At 59.5% G+C, this 19172-nt stretch carries 21 protein-coding genes and 1 pseudogene; 7 read left to right on the plus strand and 15 right to left on the minus strand.

What is annotated here, in order from left to right:
- Positions 1-92: 92 nt before the first annotated feature.
- Positions 93-1289 carry a methyltransferase domain-containing protein gene (locus FJ248_01320; protein ID MBM4119527.1) on the minus strand — a complete coding sequence of 399 codons (1197 nt, stop codon included), beginning with the start codon at positions 1287-1289 and terminating at the stop codon, positions 93-95.
- A gap of 37 nt (positions 1290-1326) precedes the next feature.
- Here FJ248_01320 and FJ248_01325 point away from each other — a divergent pair, with 37 nt between their 5' ends.
- Entirely contained in the window at positions 1327-1581 is a 255-nt protein-coding gene (locus FJ248_01325) for a hypothetical protein (protein MBM4119528.1), read from the plus strand.
- 197 nt (positions 1582-1778) lie between these two features.
- On the opposite strand, the gene FJ248_01330 is transcribed toward FJ248_01325, so the two are convergent.
- The 5 genes and pseudogenes from FJ248_01330 to FJ248_01350 all read right to left on the minus strand — a co-directional run bounded on the left by FJ248_01330 (position 1779) and on the right by FJ248_01350 (position 5925).
- Positions 1779-3104, minus strand: a complete 1326-nt coding sequence (locus tag FJ248_01330) for a ferredoxin oxidoreductase (protein MBM4119529.1) — start codon at positions 3102-3104, stop codon at positions 1779-1781.
- A gap of 40 nt (positions 3105-3144) precedes the next feature.
- Positions 3145-3912, minus strand: coding sequence for a 2-oxoglutarate:ferredoxin oxidoreductase (locus FJ248_01335; GenBank protein ID MBM4119530.1), 768 nt, complete (start codon positions 3910-3912; stop codon positions 3145-3147).
- A gap of 97 nt (positions 3913-4009) precedes the next feature.
- A pseudogene (locus FJ248_01340) lies at positions 4010-4240 on the minus strand (hypothetical protein).
- A 29-nt stretch (positions 4241-4269) separates the two neighbouring features.
- A complete protein-coding gene (locus FJ248_01345) occupies positions 4270-4989 on the minus strand; it encodes a ferredoxin oxidoreductase (GenBank protein MBM4119531.1) in 720 nt (239 codons plus the stop codon).
- Between the two features lie 33 nt (positions 4990-5022).
- The gene (locus FJ248_01350) at positions 5023-5925 is read right to left on the minus strand and encodes a ferredoxin oxidoreductase (GenBank protein ID MBM4119532.1); all 903 of its coding nucleotides are present in this window, start codon (positions 5923-5925) and stop codon (positions 5023-5025) included.
- A gap of 400 nt (positions 5926-6325) precedes the next feature.
- Between FJ248_01350 and FJ248_01355 the strand changes: the two genes are divergently transcribed.
- The 4 genes from FJ248_01355 (at position 6326) to queF (ending at position 10249) form a co-directional block, all read left to right on the plus strand.
- Positions 6326-7906, plus strand: a complete 1581-nt coding sequence (locus tag FJ248_01355) for a TldD/PmbA family protein (GenBank protein ID MBM4119533.1) — start codon at positions 6326-6328, stop codon at positions 7904-7906.
- A 2-nt stretch (positions 7907-7908) separates the two neighbouring features.
- A complete protein-coding gene (locus tag FJ248_01360) occupies positions 7909-9468 on the plus strand; it encodes a hypothetical protein (protein ID MBM4119534.1) in 1560 nt (519 codons plus the stop codon).
- A 15-nt stretch (positions 9469-9483) separates the two neighbouring features.
- Positions 9484-9732: a hypothetical protein gene (locus FJ248_01365; protein MBM4119535.1), complete on the plus strand. Its 249-nt coding sequence runs from the start codon at positions 9484-9486 to the stop codon at positions 9730-9732.
- A 133-nt stretch (positions 9733-9865) separates the two neighbouring features.
- The gene (queF, locus tag FJ248_01370; GenBank protein MBM4119536.1) at positions 9866-10249 is read left to right on the plus strand and encodes an NADPH-dependent 7-cyano-7-deazaguanine reductase QueF; all 384 of its coding nucleotides are present in this window, start codon (positions 9866-9868) and stop codon (positions 10247-10249) included.
- Here queF and FJ248_01375 read toward each other — a convergent pair.
- From FJ248_01375 to folD, 4 genes are all read right to left on the minus strand, one after another.
- Positions 10240-10440: a hypothetical protein gene (locus tag FJ248_01375; GenBank protein ID MBM4119537.1), complete on the minus strand. Its 201-nt coding sequence runs from the start codon at positions 10438-10440 to the stop codon at positions 10240-10242. The genes queF and FJ248_01375 overlap by 10 nt on opposite strands.
- A 69-nt stretch (positions 10441-10509) precedes the next feature.
- Positions 10510-11298 carry a 3-methyl-2-oxobutanoate hydroxymethyltransferase gene (gene panB / locus FJ248_01380; protein MBM4119538.1) on the minus strand — a complete coding sequence of 263 codons (789 nt, stop codon included), beginning with the start codon at positions 11296-11298 and terminating at the stop codon, positions 10510-10512.
- 144 nt (positions 11299-11442) lie between these two features.
- Positions 11443-12336, minus strand: a complete 894-nt coding sequence (locus FJ248_01385; protein MBM4119539.1) for a 5,10-methylenetetrahydrofolate reductase — start codon at positions 12334-12336, stop codon at positions 11443-11445.
- Positions 12337-12476: 140 nt separating this feature from the next.
- Positions 12477-13337: a bifunctional methylenetetrahydrofolate dehydrogenase/methenyltetrahydrofolate cyclohydrolase FolD gene (folD, locus tag FJ248_01390; GenBank protein MBM4119540.1), complete on the minus strand. Its 861-nt coding sequence runs from the start codon at positions 13335-13337 to the stop codon at positions 12477-12479.
- Positions 13338-13533: 196 nt separating this feature from the next.
- On the opposite strand from folD, the gene FJ248_01395 reads away from it, so the two are divergent.
- Together FJ248_01395 and FJ248_01400 are read left to right on the plus strand one after the other, a co-directional pair.
- Positions 13534-14478 (plus strand): hypothetical protein, encoded by a 945-nt coding sequence (locus FJ248_01395; protein MBM4119541.1) that lies wholly within the window; start codon positions 13534-13536, stop codon positions 14476-14478.
- Entirely contained in the window at positions 14475-15146 is a 672-nt protein-coding gene (locus FJ248_01400; GenBank protein ID MBM4119542.1) for a hypothetical protein, read from the plus strand. Before FJ248_01395 ends, FJ248_01400 begins: the two co-directional genes overlap by 4 nt.
- 227 nt (positions 15147-15373) lie before the next feature.
- On the opposite strand, the gene FJ248_01405 is transcribed toward FJ248_01400, so the two are convergent.
- The 5 genes from FJ248_01405 to fabG form a co-directional block, all read right to left on the minus strand.
- Positions 15374-15916, minus strand: a complete 543-nt coding sequence (locus tag FJ248_01405) for a peptidylprolyl isomerase (protein MBM4119543.1) — start codon at positions 15914-15916, stop codon at positions 15374-15376.
- A gap of 121 nt (positions 15917-16037) precedes the next feature.
- The gene (rnc, locus tag FJ248_01410) at positions 16038-16748 is read right to left on the minus strand and encodes a ribonuclease III (protein ID MBM4119544.1); all 711 of its coding nucleotides are present in this window, start codon (positions 16746-16748) and stop codon (positions 16038-16040) included.
- A gap of 92 nt (positions 16749-16840) precedes the next feature.
- The gene (fabF, locus tag FJ248_01415; protein ID MBM4119545.1) at positions 16841-18094 is read right to left on the minus strand and encodes a beta-ketoacyl-ACP synthase II; all 1254 of its coding nucleotides are present in this window, start codon (positions 18092-18094) and stop codon (positions 16841-16843) included.
- A gap of 20 nt (positions 18095-18114) precedes the next feature.
- Positions 18115-18357, minus strand: coding sequence for an acyl carrier protein (gene acpP, locus FJ248_01420; GenBank protein ID MBM4119546.1), 243 nt, complete (start codon positions 18355-18357; stop codon positions 18115-18117).
- 23 nt (positions 18358-18380) lie between these two features.
- Complete coding sequence (gene fabG, locus FJ248_01425; GenBank protein ID MBM4119547.1) at positions 18381-19124, minus strand: 3-oxoacyl-[acyl-carrier-protein] reductase; 744 nt, start codon at positions 19122-19124, stop codon at positions 18381-18383.
- Positions 19125-19172 lie beyond the last annotated feature (48 nt).

The following is a 19172-nucleotide window of genomic DNA, read 5'->3' on the forward strand; positions in this document are numbered from 1 at the left end:
TGCTCCCCTTCCACATTGTTGAAAATTTCAATTGCTCCGGTGTTCGTTCGGTGCACAGAGGGACTACCCAGGCCTCCCATCCCCTCTCAAGCTCATACCGGTCTCACAATTTCCACAACCGCCTCTTTCTCAATCCGCCCCATCGAAGATTGACGCCCCTTACGTTCCTTTCGCACGATCTCGCTGATACGGACGATGGCACCGCGGTGCCAGTGGTCGAACGCAGCATTTGACTCCGACCTAAGCCGATCCTGCCGGCCGACTTCCGACCTGCCTGCCTCGTTGCACAGCCAAGCCCGCTTCTCCCCCTTCATCTCCCTCAGCTCACTCACCACGCGATGCACATCCCGCCGCCTTGACGCGATCGTCTTGCCATCCTTTCGCAAAATTACATAGGAAAACTTCAGCGCGTCCTTGATGAAGCCAACTTCCCGATCGATCGCCTTCACGATGGCCGGTGGCGACCAAGACCGCTCTTCGTGGCACCAGTCCTCAGCTTTCACCAGCGCCGGACAGGGTTTCTCGTGCAGACAGGGGCTGTAGACCGTGCAGACCCGCTCTGCCAGCAGGACATCGCGGACGTGAAGCAACCCACGCGACGTGTCTCTGAGCGCTGGCTCCACGACGATCAGGGAGCCGTGCGGCGGCAACAAACCGAGCAGATTTCCCACAAAAGTGGCACGATGCGCGCTGTCATCCCCAACTTCATTCAGCACATTGGCTGCCACGATCAGATCGAACCCGTCCGGCCGCCGCGTACGCAGATCTTCCAGCCAGCGCCGCCTGTTCAAATCCGCCTTAGTCGTAATCAGCGTCGCAGATTTTACGCCGGTCGTCCTAGTGTATTCCCCCCACAATCTTTCCGCATCGTGCAGCGCCGGTTGCGACTGGTCCACAGCCACAATCTCAACGGCGCGCGGGATATGCTGCTCGTACAGCCAGTCCAACACGGCCAAGGCTCCGGTGCCGGGGCCGCTACCGACATCCAGCACGTGCAGCGGTTTATCGGCCGGCTCGCGCAGCACGTTGTATGGCAGCTCGTTCAGTAGCATCTGCACCTTGGCCAGATTGACCGGAAGAAAATAGGCCAGATAACCGGCGCGACGGGTCGCCTCATCCAGATACTTCGTCGGTAGCGCAGTTCTTGCCTTTGTGAATAAATGAGAGAGTTCGGTCACTGCCTGAGCGAGTTTGTCGTGCGAAACCCTTGTTTCTTCAATGGCTCGGGAGAGGACCTGGAGAAGCGCCGGCGAGATGCCTGTCGAATCCTTATCGTTGAGGACGCGCATGGCCTAGTGTATGCTCACCTTATCAGAGGGGGCAACCATGACGAATGAAATTATGAACGCCTATAAAGACGTCGAGCTCGCTGTCGAACACTATACAAAGCTTCTGCAGGAGCATGCCACGCTGGTTCAGAACATGGAGCCGCCGGGGTCCGACAAGGTCGTGCGCGTGACGCAGGGATCGCGGGCAATGCGGGACAGCGCGATGATTTATCTGTCTTACGCGAAGTACGTCGCCTATGGCATGCCTGAAAGTACGGAAATGATCGACGACGACGCAGAGTTGCAGGGGTAGCGGGTACTGAAAAAGGCCCCGGGCTTTATTCTCGCCTCGCGCGACCCTCTACGCACCGAAAAGCGTATGCCTCGGTTGCTCGCTCGCGGCAGCTGCGCCAGCGACCCTGTTGAATATCCGTCGATTTGACCATATTTGAAAAAAATAAAAGGGCCTGACCCCTGCTGGGATCAGGCCCTTTGTTGTGGACTAGCCGCTTAGATACTGCGCATGAAGTGGGCCACCTCGTCTTGATTGACGGTGCCCATGATTGAGGACAATGCGACGTTCGTGGACTTCTTTCCGGTCAGGCCGGACTCGACCTCGTCCACAATCAACTCAACCGGCATGGACTGCCCGCCATAGACGCGTGGGCCGCCAATGATCTTGGCCTGGGAGTGGCCGTAGATTGCCGTGGCCACTTCCTTGGCCAACCAGCCGACATAGTTGAATTCGGGGACCACGATGAGCTTTGCAGTCTTGCAGAGCTTGCGCAGTTCCTGCGTGGGAAACGGACGCAGCGAGCGAACCTTGATCAGCCCGACGTTGTAGCCCTTCTCTTTGCAGATTCGGACTGCTTCGCGCGACTGCGCGGCGGCGCTGCCGGACGCAATGATGATGGCATCCGCGCCTTCGACATTTTCAGCCGTCAACAACCCACCCATGTACTTGTTGATGTACCTACGCGAGCGCTCGACTGCCGCCCAGACTTCCTGCTGCCAGACCGCGTGGATGTTGTAGGCCATGAAGTTCGACTTCTGGACCGGGGCGTCGCGCGAGAGACGTGCGGGCGGATTTTCCGCGTCCAGCACCGGCACTGCACCGCGCCATGCTTCGCGCGGTGGGAGCTTGATGCCGCGATCCTGCATACGCACGTAGCCACGCGCGTGGGTGACAAAGAAGCCGTCGCAGCAGACACCGACCGGCAGGGTCACGTCGTTCTTTTCGCTGATCGTGAAACCCGCCATCGTGAAATCGAACATGTCCTGCTGGTTCTCGGCGTGAAACACGATCATGCCGCAGTTGAGGAGGTACGAGACTTCAATGTTGTCCGGCTGAATGGCTAGCGGCGCGTTGACGACGCGGCAGGTGAACATGGCCACAACCGGCAGACGATGTCCGGGCCAAGAGGCGATGCCTTCTAGACCGCGCAGCGTGCCAGGACCGGCTGTCGCCGTGTAGCAACGGACGCCCGCGCGCGAGCCCCCCGCGATCGCCGCCATGACGCCAACCTCTTCCTCGCCGCGGTAGTATTCTTTCACATAGCCTTCGCCGTAGAGCACGCCGACGAGCTGCATGGTTTCGCTCTGCGGGGTGATCGGATAGGCGATGGCCAGATCCACGTTTGAGCGACGGATGGCCTCCTTGGCCGCCTCGCTGCCCGTGATGAACTCCTTGGTGCGCGGCGCTTCATGAAACATGTACTCAGGCGTCACGACCTTCTGCTGTTTGGCGTCCGCGTGCGGATCTTTCTTCGCTGCGGACGGAACCGCCGCGGTGCTGGTGATCGGATCGCCCTGCGGATTGGTCTTGGTTTCGCTCATCGTGTCACCTCTCGGCTGGAGATATTGAGGGGCGCCGGCCTCAGGCTTCGCTCTGCATGTTTTCGGCCTTGTGCCCAAACGCGGCCGCACTAGCCGTGTCGCTGCCGGGCATGAATGTCAACGGATTTGTGTGGGTCTTTCCGCCGTGCACCTTCGACTGCGTGCCAGTAAAGCGCACGTTCTCGCCGTTGGCCACCAGCTTGAGGCCCAATTGCTCGCGGACGCGCTTGGTGACCTGCGCCATGCGCCGCAGCTTGGCGGCATCGCAGTCGCGGACGGTCATCATCGCATCCTCGTGGCCCTGCTCGGCGCAGAGGGCGGTGGTGCAGCAATTCGTCCCTGCCCGGATCATCTTCAGCGTGAGGTTCGCATAGTGGCAATGCACACCGATGAAGATGCAGGCTTCGATCTTGTTGCCCCAGATCGTCAGGTTCGGGTGATTGGGATTGATAACTTCCTCGTGGTCAATCTTCGGATACTTGGGCCGATAGTCCGGCATAGGGATAATGAGCACTTCAGGGATTTGCGCGGCAATTTCAAGCACCGCCTTGGCCTTGTCGGCCGCGTGATCGTTCCAGTTCCACAGCACGAGCGGGCCCGGGAAGATCGTCGCGTTCGGGCTCGTGAGCATAACCCGCGCGATCTCCTCCATGACCGTCTCTTCGTTGGGCTCGAGGATACCGTACTTAAGCCCCTGCCCTGGATCAGGCAGCATGACGCCGAGCTGCGCGGCGGACGGCGGATGGAAGCCGGCCGGCCCCGGGACAATGATGCGTTCCTGCTCGTTCGATGTGGTGGTCTTGCCCATCGCGTTACCCGACCACCGGGCTGGCCAGCACCGCTGTGGTGCTCTTTTCGCCGTAGGTGATGTTGTCGGTCAGGGCCGCCTTGGGAAGTTGATCGATCATGATCATCTTGATGGCGTTGTTCTTGGCCATGTTGTCACAGACCCACACGCACTGCGCGCAGCCCTTGCAGCGGTCCACCGCCACGTAGGCCGAGCCGTACTTGAAGCCCTTGTCCTTGCCCATCTCGTCGCTGTAGAGGATGGTATTAGCTTCGGGGCAGTACTGCGTGCAGAGCTTGCAGCTCTTAGCCGCGCAAATTTCAATGCTAATGTCCGCCACAAGATACATTGCTGATCCTTTCTCCCGTCCGAGTCCGCTTAGACCGCCGCGGCCACCGGCGCCGGCACATCAACTTTGGCGATGCCCTTTGCCGCCCAGCCCTTGTCCGCTGCGTAATTCCAGCCCGCGCGAATGACGGCCATGTTCTTGTCGATGAGTTCCTGTTTCTTCTTAAACTTCCGCTCGACGACACTGTCCAGTGCGGCCGTACCGCCCGAGACGACAAAGCCTTTGCCGAGGAAACGGTCCTTCACGGCCTGCTCCAGACCCGGCATGCTCGTCAATCCGGTAATGGCACCGATGCAGCCCATCAACGCCATATTCGTGGCGAGGTCCATGCCCGACACTTCCAGCGACAGTTTCGTGGCCGGGAAATAGTAGAGCTTTGCGCGGCGCTCATCGAGCTCACGCTGCTGATCCTTGTGCAGCCTCATCGGTCCGTCGTTATTGATCAGCGCAATCCCGTCCTCCTTCAACCCGAAGTAGAACGGCATCGTGTAGGACTTGCCGTGCGTGATGACCTGCGGGTGGAAGATGATGATGATGTGCGGGAAGGTGATCTCGCCAATTTCGTAGATCGGCTCGTCCGACACGCGGACGTAGCTCTCGACCGGCGCCATGCGCTTTTCCGAGCCGTAGAACGGAACGATGGTGCTCTCACCGCCTGCGTTGATCACGGCCGTGCTGAGAATGTGCGAGCCGGTGACGACGCCCTGCCCACCCACACCCGCCATGCGAATGTTAAAGCGTTTTGCCATGAGATCCCCCTTGAGCGAATTCCGGGTCGGTGATCAGGCCTTGTCCGGCAGCGCCGCCGTCGCACCGGCTGGCTTCGGGAGATACTCCTTGTAGCCGTAGCGCTCGGCGAGATACTGCTTGGCTTCGTCGCTGATGTACTCGGTGAACGCGTAGCGGTCGTTCTCGACCGTCTTGGCATCCTCCATGACCTTGTCGGTCGGAATCGCATACTCGATGTTGCAGGAGGTGTAGGCCTGTATGTAGCTGGCGCCGACTTCGCGAGCGACCAGCACGGCCTTCTTGATCACGCTTTCCACTCGGCGTGGATTGTTGGGCACCACCGTGGCGACATAGGCGCAGCCCGCCAGCTTGGCAAGGCCGACCATGTCCATCTTGTCGTACTTCTTGCCGAGTGGAGCCATCTTGAGCACGGCACCGCGGTTGGTCATGCCGCTCTCCTGTCCGCCTGTGTTGCCGTAGACCTCGTTATCGAGCATGATCGTGGTGAACCGTTCGTGGCGGAACCAGGAATGTACGACCTGCTGAAAACCGATGTCCGCCGTGCCACCGTCGCCCGCCATCACGACCACATCCTTTGGCTTGTCGCCGAAGCGGAGCCGCAGGCCCCGCGAGAGGCCGCTGGCCACGCCGTTCTGGTCGCCGTAGTTGCCGTAGACAAACGGGATTGCCGCCTGCGAGATGGCCAGGCGTCCGCAGCCTGCGGTGCCGACGGTGATGGTGTCTTCGGGATTGGGGAACGCGATCATGGCGAGACGGATGAAGAGGGTCATGGCACAGCCAGCGCACATCGGGTGCTCTTCCAGCACCTCTTTGAAGCTGCCCATCTGCGACACGGTGACCTTCTTGCCGAACGGACCATGGTCGACCATGTCCCGGTATTCCTTGGGCATGAACTTGTCGAACCCGGGGGTGAACTTCACGTAATCGAGACTCATGTGGGCCTCCTTACAGGGCTTGCTAGGCCAGCGGCGCTTTATCGGTTTATCGAAACAATCGCCGCCGGATAAAAACCGTTAAGTGATTAGAACTCTCTGATTCTCTTCACCTTTTCATCCAGCTGAGCAGGCGAATCTTAGCAAAAATACGGAAATTGTGTCAATTCAGAAAATCGCGGACCCGCTGGCCCGATCCTCACGGGGCGGATCGTATAACTTCCCTAATTTTAATGCAACTTAACAGAAGGCCCACCCCCTCTAAAAGAAGGCCTACCGGGGCCTTTCTCCACTAGGCCCATTGGCCCCAACCCTATTTTTCGCTTACCTTGACGCTTTTGCAAAGCGTTCTCTATAATAGAGGCGATTTTGAGAAAATTTCCAACGTGATCGGCAGATTTTCATGGCAAAAACGCTCAGCACAAAACCGATTACTATCGAGTCGCTCGACCGCCTTAAACGGACGGCGGCCGAGCTTGCACGGGCCGCGAAGCAACGCTTCCGGCACTGCCGCTATGCTGATCTGCGCCTCGAAATTTCGGAAACGAAATATGCATCTGCAGAAAACGGCGCTGGCAAATCCGCGCAGGACGACTATACGTTTGGCTTCGGCATCCGTGTGCTGGCTGGCCATCCCCTCGTCGCGCCCGGCTACTACGGCCACCGGCTTGGCAACGCCGACTTTCCCAAGCTAGCTACCCTCCTGCATAACGGGCTCCGACACGCCTACGACCGGGCCATTGCCAATGCCCAGCAAAAGGAACAGACCCGTGCCAAGTTCAAGGGGCTGGGTGACAGCCTCACCGGCCTTGCGCTCGCACCGATCGAGGTCCACCAGGACAGCCTCAAGGCGGAATATGCAATCGACCCCCGCTCAGTGCCACTGGCGGAAATTTGCCGCTACACGGCCGAAGTCTCGCGCGCGGTATCTAGCCTGGGCTCACACATCCGCTACAACACAATCGCGGCAACGACCGGACTCTGGCGCGAGCTGTTCGTGAGCTCCGAGGGCACAATCATCGACCAGACCTTCGCCAACACGCTGGGCTGGTGCTCGGTAGTGGCCGAAAACGACACGGCCGACCAGTCGCTCTCCGATTACATCGGCCATCAACGCGGCTGGGAGACGATCACCGAAGGCACGCGTAGCGAATTCATCCGCCACCTCGATTTACTGACATTTTCTACACGTCTCGGTCGTGACTGTTTACAATTGATCGACTCGCCTCCGTGCAAAGCGACCGACAAGGAAGTCGTCGTCGTCACGGACCCACACTACAACGTGCTCAAGGCGCACGAGATCCTCGGCCACCCGACCGAGCTGGACCGCGCGCTCAAAATGGAAACGGGCTACGCGGGCCGGAGCTGGCTCTTCCACTCGCTGACAGACAATCAGCTCGGCAAACCAATCGCCTCGCCGCTCGTCTCGGCCTACTCCGATCCCGCGCTGCCAGGCCTCGGCCACTATGCCTACGACCACGAGGGCACGCCCGCAAAGAAGGTCGTGCACATCGAAAAGGGCATCTTCAAAGGTTTTATGAACAGCCGGCAGACGTCGGCGATCATCGGTGCGGAGCCGAACGGCTCCTACAAGGCGACAGAAGCCTCGATGGTGCCGCTTATCCGCATGTCGAATACCGTGTTCGGCGCGGGGCCGCACGATCCCGAGGAAATCATTGCCGACGTGGACCGCGGCTATTACCTCGTCGGCCACCGCACGCCATCCATCGCCGAGTCACGCGAGAACTTCAGCATCTCGGCGCAGAAGGTCTATGAGATCCGCAACGGCCAGCTGGGCCAGCTCTACCGGGGCGGCGGCATGACGGCCGACACAAAAAACTATCTGACGAAGGTGGATGCGGTCGGGAAGGATTTTTGCCTTGGGCCGATTCCGAATTGCGGCAAGGGCCAGCCGATGCAGATCAAGCGGCTTGGCAATGGCGCACCGACGATGCGCAGTCGGGCGAAACTGACAGGAATATAATTGTGCGCTCGCTGACCGAATTGAAAGCCGCCACGCAGCGCGCGCTCGCGCTGCTGGCCCGCATGAAGGATGTGCGGGAGGCGGAGGTCTACGCCTCGAGCACCGGGCAATTGCTCTGCCGGCTCAATTACACTTCGCACATTCCCTGCAACGGAGTCGAGGAACCCAAGTCCACGGACACCCACGGTATCGGTATCCGCGCCGTCTTCACCGGTGACGGGACGCTGCGCATTGGCTTCGGCAGCGAGGCGCGCGACCTCACGGCCCGGGGCATCCAGCGCGCGATCGAAAAGGCCCGTGCCAACGCCGTGCCGGACCCGGAATTCGTCTCGCTACCTGCGCCTACCGGCGTGGCCGCGCAGAAGATGGCTGCCTATCACGACCGCAAGATCATGGGCGTGACTGACGCTGCCCTTGTAGAAACCGGCTGGCGAGTCGTGCAGGAGGCGCTGAAAACTTTTTCCGGTGCCGATGTCTTGGCCAAGCTGGCCGGCTCGAATGAGAAACTCTCGGCGCTCGGCTTGATCGTCGGCGGCGACGTGGCTCTGTTCCGCCAGCGCGTGGCCATCGCCTCGACCGCCATGCCGAAAGTTCAGACCGACGAATCCACGTTCTTGACTTCGACCGTCACGGCCATGGTCGAGGGCAAACAGGCTAAGGGTACCAGCTACACGGCTGCTACCCACCTTGCCAGGTTCAAAGGCGAGACTGGTTCCGGCGCAGCAGTGCACGCGATTCAATCCACCGGCGGCCAGCGCCTGCCGAGCGGGACCTATCCCGTCGTGTTGGGGCCGCAGCCAGTCGCGGATTTACTGACGAATGTCCTCTTGCCGAGTCTGAGCGCCGATGCCTTCTACAGTAGCCGCTCGGCGTTCCTTGGAGAGATCGGCCGCACGGTCGCCTCGAATCTGCTGAGCATCTATGATCAAGGTGCAGCCAAAGGACTTGTCGGTACACGCGCCCTCACCTGCGAAGGGTTGCCGACCGGACGCACGGACCTGATCGCGCGCGGCATCTTGAAAGGCCTCCTGTCGAACCATTACGAGACACAGCGGCTGCTGCGCGATCCGCAAGCGGGACGCAAACTCGGTCTCAATCCAAAAGAGCACCGAGAAGTCCTGACGCCGCGTAACGGATTCCGGCTTTCGAGCCAGGGCGGTCGGCAGTTCGATGCACAACCGACAATCGCTGCGACTAACGTCTGCATTGAGGGCTCCGAGCCGCAGACGACGGACAGTCTGCTGCGCCTTGTCGGCGACGGCGTCTATATCGGCCGCATCTGGTACACCTACCCCATGAACGGCTTACGCGCAGGCGATTTCACCTGCACGGTGACAGGCGATACATATATGATCCGCGGCGGCAAGCTGGCCGCGCCGATTCTTCCGAACACACTCCGCATCACGGGCAACATTCGCACTCTGCTACAGCATGTGCTGGGCGTGTCGAAACAAACGACGCCGATGGTCGGCTGGGGCGCCGATGAAGTCATCTACGCGCCCGAGATCGCGCTGCGCGAGCTGAACGTAACGGAAATCGCCCAATTCATGAAAGCGGTGTAGTCTCCGCCTACGACCATGCCACTGCGCGTCATCATCCCAGGCGAGCAAGACGGAGCCAACCACGTTGGCGGCGTACACAAACGTCCGCCCGTGCCCGACGGCACGCCCAAAGCCGAGTGCCCTAAGTTCATGAGCCATGGGCCCTGCGGTGGGGTACGCAAGGGTGGCTTCTGCGAAGTCTATCCGGAGATGACCTGCCCCTGGGTGACGTTGTACTTCAAGTTGGAGGAAATCGGGCAAACGGATTGGATGAAACAGGTGTAAGGCCGTCAAGCGTCGCTCGTGAAGTGCGAAGCGCCCAAAGCCAAAATGAGATGCGCTTTGTGAGATACGAACGACGCCCCAGGAACGACAGAAAATTGATGAGGAGTTGCACGTGAAGCGCACGACGAGAAAGATACCGCGCCTTGGCTACAACGCGCAGCATGCCACGAGCGGCCTGCATGCGAAGCTGCCGGCAATCGAGACCTTCCCCAATCAGTATCAGGGCTACGAGATCACGATCGAGATTCCGGAGTACACAGCCATCTGCCCCAAGACTGGCCTGCCCGACTTCGGCACGATCACCCTACGCTACACGCCAAACAAGGACTGCCTCGAATTGAAGTCGCTCAAGATGTACATTCACGCCTACCGGAACCTCGGCATCTTCTACGAGAACGCCGTGAACCGGATCCTCGCCCACGTCGTCGACGCGTGCAAACCGGTCAGGGCGACCGTGACCGGCCGCTTCACTGCCCGCGGCGGACTTTCCTCCACCATCGAAGCGTCCTACCCATAAACCATCGGCATCAAGTGCCCGCCGCGCCCGACCGATAACAGCATGGATTCCCGTGCGCCCCGAACGGGCCGGCCCGTGTAAGGATGCGAGAGCGGGAACGACCGCTGCGCGCCCACCAGACACCCGACAAGCAGGAACGGCAGAATGCTGGACCGCACCCCGCTCTGGCCGTCCACAGGCACAAGCACCATCGCCACCCAGAACGACAGAGCCCAGGCCAACAGCGTCTACAGAGATACCGTGCTGTGAAATATGACGCCCTAGTGATAACTCTCGGAATCGGACGGATACTTCCCCTGCTCCACTTCCTCTTTGTAGCAGCGCAGGGCCTGGAGCGCGTCGGCCTTGAGGTGGGCGTAGGGCTTGAGAAACTTCGGCGCAAAGCTGTCGAGGAGGCCCAACAGATCGTGTAGCACCAGCACCTGCCCGTCGCAATGCGCGCCCGCGCCGATGCCGATGGTGGGAATAGTCACGGTGGAGGTGATTTGTTTCGCAAGCGATGCGGGGATGGCCTCCAGCACCATTGCAAAGGCACCGGCCGCTTCAAGGGCCTTCGCGTCGGCGATCATCGCCTCCGACTGCATCCGGTCCTTCCCCTGCACCTTGTAGCCGCCGTATTGGTGGACGGACTGCGGCGTCATGCCGAGGTGGCCCATGACCGGAATGCCGAAACGGGTTATAGCCTGCACACGGTCGAGTACCGGCGCGCCGCCTTCGAGCTTCACCGCCGCCGCTCCCGCCTGGATCAAGCGGCCAGCATTGCGGACCGCTTCCTCCACGCTGACCTGATAGGAGAGAAACGGCATGTCCGCAATCACAAGCGCACGCTGCGCGGCACCCGCGACAAGTCTCGTGTGATAGTACATGTCTTCCATCGTCACCGAGAGCGTATCCGGCTTGCCCTGCACAACGACGCCCAGCGAGTCGCCAACCAGGATTGCTTCGATCCCTGCCTGCTCGACGATATTCGTGAAGAGCGCGTCATAGGCCGTCACGAGGATCAGCTTTTTGCCCTCGCGCTTGTACTGCTGGAATGCTGGAACGGTCATCCGTACCATGCGGAAATCCTACCACAGAAAAACATAAAATGAGAAACGTCCCCGCCTTCGCCTGAGGTTTGAGCGAGTCCGACAACTCCCTTGGCAATTTCGCACGCGCGCCAGCGTAGAGCGTGGAACGGGAACGGAGAGAAATCAGCCCAATTCAGCCTTTGTTAGAAGGTCTGGAAGGCGATCGGTGGCTTTCAGCACCATCAGATGCACGCCGTCGCAGTGTGGGCGCACGGCCTTGATCGTCCGGAGGGCGATGTCGATACCGACTTCCTGTTCGTGCTTAGGGCCAGCCGCGCGCAACTCGGCGACCGTCTCAGTAGGAACGGAAATGCCGGGGATGTTCGCGTTGAGAAACTCGGCCATCTTAGCCGAGCGTAGCAGGAGAATCCCCGCCAGTACTTTCGCCTTGAACGGCCGGACGGTTTGCATGAATTTGGCGAGGTGTGCCGTGTCGTAGATGGCCTGAGTCTGAAAGAAGGACGCCCCGGCCCTCACCTTGGCTTCGAATTTTGCCAGCATTGGCCCCTGCGGATCCATTTCAGGCGTGACCGCCGCGCCGATCAAGTATTCGGTCACCCCGTCGAGCTTGTTGCCGGCCAGGTCGCACCCTTCGTTGAAACCCTTGACCAGTTGCATGACCTGCACAGAGTCCAAATCGTAGACTGGCTTGGCATCCTTGTGGTCGCCGACCGTTGGATAATCGCCGGTCAGGCAGAGGATGTTTCGGATGCCCAGCAGATGCGCACCGAGCAGATCAGACTGCATGCCGATCCGGTTGCGGTCGCGGCAGGTCATCTGCATGACCGGATCGTGTCCCATGTCATGCAGCAGTTTGCACACTGAGAGTGAGCTGGCCCGCATGATTGCCGCGGTGTTGTCCGTGACGTTCACGCCGCTCACACGCCCAAGCAGCAGCTTGGCATTATCGAGGATGAGCTGGACGTTAGTGCCTTTTGGAGGGTTGTACTCGACAGTGACGGCGAATTCGCCGCGGTCGAGAATTTCCTTAAGACGTCTACGAGGACCGGTGCTCATCTCTTATGTTCCTACTACAAATTGTGGGGTGCTCAGAAAGTCATCTGCCAAGGCCGCGGGAAGTGCGGCGCCCAAGGCGTTTGCAGGGCCCCGCAGGTAGAGGAGCCACCACGAACGAAGCTAGGGCCTCTTTCAGCATTCTAGCCATTAGCGGCGAAGCGCTTGGCTGATTCGACCGTATTGTTCAGCAGCATGGTGATCGTCATTGGACCGACGCCGCCCGGGACCGGCGAAATCCAGCCAGCCTTCTGGCTCACCGGCCCGAAATCCACGTCCCCCACAAAGGACTTGTCCGGCAACTGATTGGTGCCCACGTCGATCACCATCGCACCGTCCTTGACCATGTCGGCCGTCACGAACTTGGCCTTGCCGATCGCCACGACGAGAATGTCCGCTTCGCGGCAGAGCGCTGGCAAATCTTTCGTCTTTGAATGACAGACGGTCACCGTCGCGTTGCGATGCAGCAACATGAGCGCCACGGGTTTACCCACGATAGTGCTGCGCCCCACCACCACCGCCCGCTTTCCCTCGATGCCCGCGTCAGTAGATTCGATCATCGCGATGATGCCCTTGGGTGTGCAGGCTTCGAACGTCGGATTGCCTTCGAGCAGACGGCCCAGATTGTAGGGGTGAAATCCGTCCGCGTCCTTCGCGGGCGAGACGGCGTCCAGAATCACCCTGCTGTCAATGTGCTTCGGCAACGGCAACTGCACGAGGATGCCGTGCACTTTTGGGTCCTCATTTTTCTTTTTGATTAGGGCCAGGAGGTCGGCTTGACTCGTCGAGGCCGTCAGCTTGTGCTCATCCACGTAGATGCCCGCCGCATCGCAAGCCTTCTGCTTATTCTTAACGTAGAGATGGGAGGCCGGATCGTCGCCGACCAGGATTACCGCGAGACCGGGACGCACCCCCGTCTTTGCGTGGAGCTCAGCCACATCTTTCGCCATACGCTCACGGATGGATTGCGCCAGCACCTTGCCATCGATCAATTTCGCCGCCACGTGTTCCTCCTAGGGATGGATGATGAACTATGACCGATGAACGGGTACTGCCGATCCGGCTTTTTTAGTTCAACATTTATCATTCGTACTTCCGACTTACTACGAGCCCGCCGAACAATAGCAAGGCGTTTCCGGCCAAGTCAACGTGGCCGGCACGTTTCTTGACAGGCTTTCCGCGCGACGAGTACGATGCGTCGTGAACAGCCTCGTAAAATTGTTTCTCCTCTGCGCCACTGCCCTGCTAACCGCCAATCCGGTCTTCGCGCTGCAGGTCACCGGCCTGCAAGGGCCGCAGCATTTCATCGCCGATCCTGGCTGCGACTGCTACTTCATCTCCAATGTCAACGGCGAGCCCGACGCCCGAGACAACAACGGCTTCATTGCCAAGTTGGACCGCGATGGGAAAGTCATTGCCTCACAGTTCATCCACGGCGACAGCCACACACCGTTACACGCGCCAAAGGGCATGGCAGTGGTGGGCTCAACGCTCTACGTGGCCGATCTCGACGCGCTGCGCGCCTTCGATGTGAATACCGGCACACCGGTGGCGACCGTGACCTTCCCCGGCCTGCCGGGGCCGATCGCGCTCGTGGGCGTCGCAGCTGATGCAAACGGCCTGCTCTACGCCTCTGACATGAACGCCAGCATCATTTATAAGATCGAGCCAGCGAAGCAATATGCCGCGTCCGTCCTGGCGCGCGGCGACGCGCTGGCTGGGCCGCGCGGGCTTGCCGTGCATCCGAAGACCGGCCACGTTATCGCCGTGAGCTGGGCCAAGGGGCACATCGTGAAGATCGCGGCGGACGGCGCAGTCACGGAATTCGTCTCCAACGGATTTTTTACTTCCCGCTTCCGCAACCTCGACGGCATTGATTTCGACACTTGGGGGAACATGTACGTATCTGATCTGACGGCCGGAAAAGTCTGGCGCATGCGCCCTGACGGCCATTTTAATGTGATTGCCGAATATCTGCCAACTCCCTCCGGCATCAGTGTGGATCGTGCGCGCAACTTGATCCTCGTACCCTATCTCTACGGCAACGCCGCTGAGATCAATGGACTCGAAACACCGGGCAAATCCAATAAGCAGAAACGAACACTGGCCGATTACGGCTTCACAGGGGGGCCGGAAAACAAGTGAGCAAGTGCGTTTATTGTCAGGGAAGAAAAGGCAAGCGGTCGTGTCCTGCGCTCAACGGGACAATCTGCAGCCAGTGCTGCGGCGAGCACCGGCTCCTACGCATTTCCTGTCCGCCCGACTGCGAATATCTGGACGCGAGCAGCGACTATCAGCAGAAACGCGCTGGCGAACAGTTCGCGCTCGCGCGCAAGGAATTCTACAAGATCCTCTTTGCAAAAGAACAGGAGAAGGGCGCGGCATTATTCAATTTTATCGAGACCGTTACGTTCAGCTACTTCTGCACGAGGCGAGACGGGCAGGACGGGGAAATCATCGCGGCACTGCAATCGCTCCGGCGGACGCTGAGTCCGCTGCACATTCCCGCCGCTCCGGCGCCGGTCTTTGCCGAACACCTCAAACGGGAATACGAGGCCTTTAGTAAACAGAAGGACCAGCCGGGACCAGATGCCGGCCAGGCTACGGAACTACTGGATAAAGCCATCCAGTTCGTAACGGATTTTTCAGGTGCAAGTCTGCAGTCGCGGCGCTTTCTTAATGGATTAGTTGGCTACATCAACACGTTTCATCCGCAGATTGCGGAGCATCTCTCCAAGCAGCATGAAGGCGGCCGCATTGTCCTGCCTGGCCAGATGGCCAATCAACTCACCCCGTCCACCCACGGGCCCTGAGGCAGCGGACTGCCTCACCATCCCCACGGCGCCGACTGCAGGCACTATCACTCGCTATGTGCTTAAAAACAAATGGCATTGCGATAACACTTCACTACTTCTTGCCGGTCGTTATTGGCTGTACGGTCAAAACTCATGCTCAAATACTCAACGACCTTTCGCATAGCTTCGGCTGAACGCATGGCATTTGCGTAGATGCTATCTACGGCAAGTGTCAGAATGAACGGCTACTCTACGATCGTCACGGTCATTTCCACTCGCTGCACCGGATTGTCCCGACTGTCCCGTGGCTGCTGTACGATCTTGTCCGCTACACCAATCCCCTTTACTACCTGCCCGAACGCTGTGTACTGATGATCGAGGAAATTCGAGTTTTCTACACAGATGAAGAACTGCGAGCTGGCGCTGTTCGGATCGTTGGCCCGCGCCATCGAGAGGATGCCACGTTTATGAAGCACGTCGTTGAATTCAGCGTCGATGTTCGTGCCAGACCCACCCATCCCGTAGGCCGCCTTATTACTGAGATCCTTGGTGTTGGGATCGCCACCCTGTATCATGAAACCAGGGATTACCCGATGGAAGATTGTCCCGTTGTAGAAGCCCGACTTCGCCAGCTTGATGAAATTCTTCACATGATTAGGCGCCTTGTCTGAGAAAAACTCGATCTCGATTTCGCCAAACTTAGTGTTGATGATCGCCTTGGACCCCTTCGTGGCCTTTTTCTCCTCTGCCTGGCCCAATCCGACTGTGACGAACAGCAGACTTGCCATTACACTTACTGCCACTAATGATTTTAACAATCCGCTCATGGTCACATCCTCCTTTAATTCGTATCTCATCGCACGCATCCCGTGAAACGCAAACAGGACAGTCTTGCCCACGAGATAGGCTTCACGTTTCACGATTCACGCAATCCAGCGCCTGTCGCGCCGCCGCCTGTTCTGCTTCCTTCTTGCTCCGCCCTGTGCCGCATCCCATGATTTTCGCCTGTATCGTCACCTGCACCTCGAATTGCTTCTGGTGGTCCGGCCCTAATTCTTTTGTCGTCACGTACTGTGGCGTACTGTCATACTTCCGCTGACACCACTCTTGTAGTTGCGTCTTATAATCATCGGATGGAAGTCCGGCTCCGCTCGTAGCCTCGTGCAATTCCTGTGCAAAAGCCTTGAGCGCGAACGCCCGCGCAGCCTCGATGCCGCCGTCCCGATAGACTGCCGCCAGTACGGCTTCAAGTGTATTGGCCAGGATCGATTCTTTGTCTCGTCCCTGCGTCAACTCTTCACCCCGTCCCAGCCGGATAAGCCTTCCCAGATCGAGCCGGCGGGCGGCGCGGGCCAGCGAGGCTTCGCTGACAAGCCGCGACCGCAGTTTCGACAGCGTGCCCTCGGTTGAATCAGGACAAGCCGCCACCACCTGCTCGCTGACGATCAGCGCCAGTACGGCATCACCCAGAAACTCCAGTCGCTCGTTGTCCCGCAGACTCTTGTCCTTGAGTTCGTTGACGTGCGAGGTGTGCGTCAGCGCCTCGTCAAGCAGGCGGGCGTCCTGAAACATATAGCCGATGGCTTGCTGCGCTATGTCGAGTGAAGTCCGCGCCATAATTAGAAAATGGTCGGTGGGAAGCAGCGGACGGCTGGACAAGGAAATTGCGCGTCGATCACTGTTGAAGAAAATCCTGTTCTGGCAACCTGCTATTAGCTGTTCGCTATTCTCTTGAACAGGAGACACGCGTTTACACCGCCGAAGCCGAAAGAATTGGAGAGCGCCACGAGTACCGACGCCGGGCGCGCTTTCCAGGGGATGTAGTCAAGGTCGCAGGCCGGATCGGGGCTGTCCAGGTTGATCGTGGGCGGCAACAGATTGCGGTGAATCGCCAGGATGCTGAACACGGCCTCGATGCCGCCGGCCGCACCAAGCAGGTGGCCGGTCATGGACTTGGTCGAGCTGACCGGAATACGCTTGGCCTGTTCGCCGAAAACCTGCTTGATGGCCCGCGTCTCGATCGCATCGGCCATCGTCGAGGTGCCATGCGCGTTAATGTAGCCAATATCCTTCTTTGAAATCTTTGCGTCCTTGATTGCCAGCTCCATGCAACGCACCGCGCCTTCGCCTTCCTCTGGCGGAGCCGTGATGTGATAAGCATCGGCATTCATCGCGTAGCCGATCAGCTCAGCGTAAATTTTCGCGCCGCGCCGCTTGGCCCGTTCCATCTCTTCCAGCACGACGATGCCCGCCCCCTCCCCCAGCACGAAGCCGTCGCGGTCCTTGTCGAAGGGCCGGCTGGCTTTCGTGGGTTCGTCATTGCGGAACGAGAGTGCCCGCGCCGCCGCAAACCCGGCTACGCCCAGCGGCGTGATGGCCGCCTCCGCGCCGCCCGCCACCATCGCGTCCGCCTCGCCGTGCTGGATGAGCCGAAAGGCGTCGCCGATGCAGTGATTACCTGTCGCGCAGGCCGTGACCGCGCAGGAGTTTGGCCCTTTGGCGCCAATCCGGATCGCCACCTGGCCGGAGGCCAGATTGATGATAGTCATTGGAATGAAAAAGGGCGAGACCCGGTCCGGCCCCTTCTCATTGAGGATCGTATGGTAGGACTCGATGGAGCCGAGACCACCGATGCCAGAACCGATGTAGACCCCGACGCGCACGGCATCCTCGGGCGAAACCTTCAAGCCCGCGTCATCCACCGCCATCTGCGCCGCAGCTACGGCGTAGTGGATGAACGCATCCATCTTTTTGATTTCTTTTTTCTCGATGAAGGCGGTGGGGTCAAAGCTCTTCACCTCACCGGCAATTTGCGCGGCGTACTTGGCAGGATCGAATTTGGTAATGCGTCCGATGCCGGACTGCCCGGCGGACAACGCAGTCCAGGTGGGCTCCACGCCGATGCCGAGCGGCGTGATCAGCCCCAGCCCTGTGACAACGACCCGACGTCTGCCCAGTTCCGCCATCGCCGTTCCGGAAACCTGCGCTACATCTTTTCCTTGATATAGTCGATCGCCTTGCCGACCGTTAGAATCTTCTCGGCGTCCTCATCAGGGATCTCGATGTCGAACGCCTCCTCAAAAGCCATGACCAGCTCGACCGTATCGAGCGAGTCGGCACCAAGATCGTCCACAAACTTAGCGTCGGGGACGACTTCGTTTTCCTCCACGCCGAGGTTCTCTGCGATGATCTTTTTCACTTTTTCTTCCACTTTCGCATCTGCTGCCATAGTCGCGCGTACCTCCTCCCGCGTTATGCCATGAGCATGCCCCCATTGACATGCAACACATGACCCGTGATGTACCCGGCTTCATCGGACACCAGAAACTTTACCGCTTCCGCGATGTCAGACGGCTGGCCCAGCCGCCCGAGCGGAATCTGATTCGACAACATCTCCTTCACATCCGCCGACAGCCCCTGCGTCATCGCTGTGTCGATGAACCCGGGTGCGACGGCGTTAACCGTCACGCCGCGGCTCGCATATTCCCGCGCCACCGTCTTGGTAAATCCCATGACCGCTGCTTTGGACGCCGCATAGTTGGCCTGCCCCGCGTTGCCCATTGCACCCACGATGGAGGCGATGTTGACAATCCGCCCATAGCGGGCCTTCGTCATCGGCTGCAACGCCGCCTTCGTGCAATTGAACGTCCCGTTCAGGTTCACTTGCAGGACGAGGTTCCAGTCTTCTTCCTTCATCCGCAGCAACAGGCCGTCGCGCGTGATGCCGGCGTTGTTGACGAGAATGTCCACTTTGCCCCAGGCCTTCATCACCTGCTCGATCATTACCTTGGTGTCGTTGGCATCCGCCACGTTGACCTTGAGGTTGAGCGCCTTGCGGCCCATCTTTTCGATGGCGACCACGGCTTCCTGCGAGCGGCCGAGATCCAAATCAGCCACTGCCACATCAGCGCCGGCCTTTGCCAGTGTTTCTGCGATGGCCCGACCGATACCCTGCGCACCTCCTGTCACGATGGCTGTTTTACCTGCAAGCGACATGCGTTGTTTCTACCCCCACTATCCTGCCGCGACTGAATCTCTTCTCTC

Origin of the sequence: Nitrospira sp. (assembly GCA_016873435.1) — a bacterium.
Lineage (GTDB): Bacteria > Nitrospirota > Nitrospiria > Nitrospirales > Nitrospiraceae > VGXF01.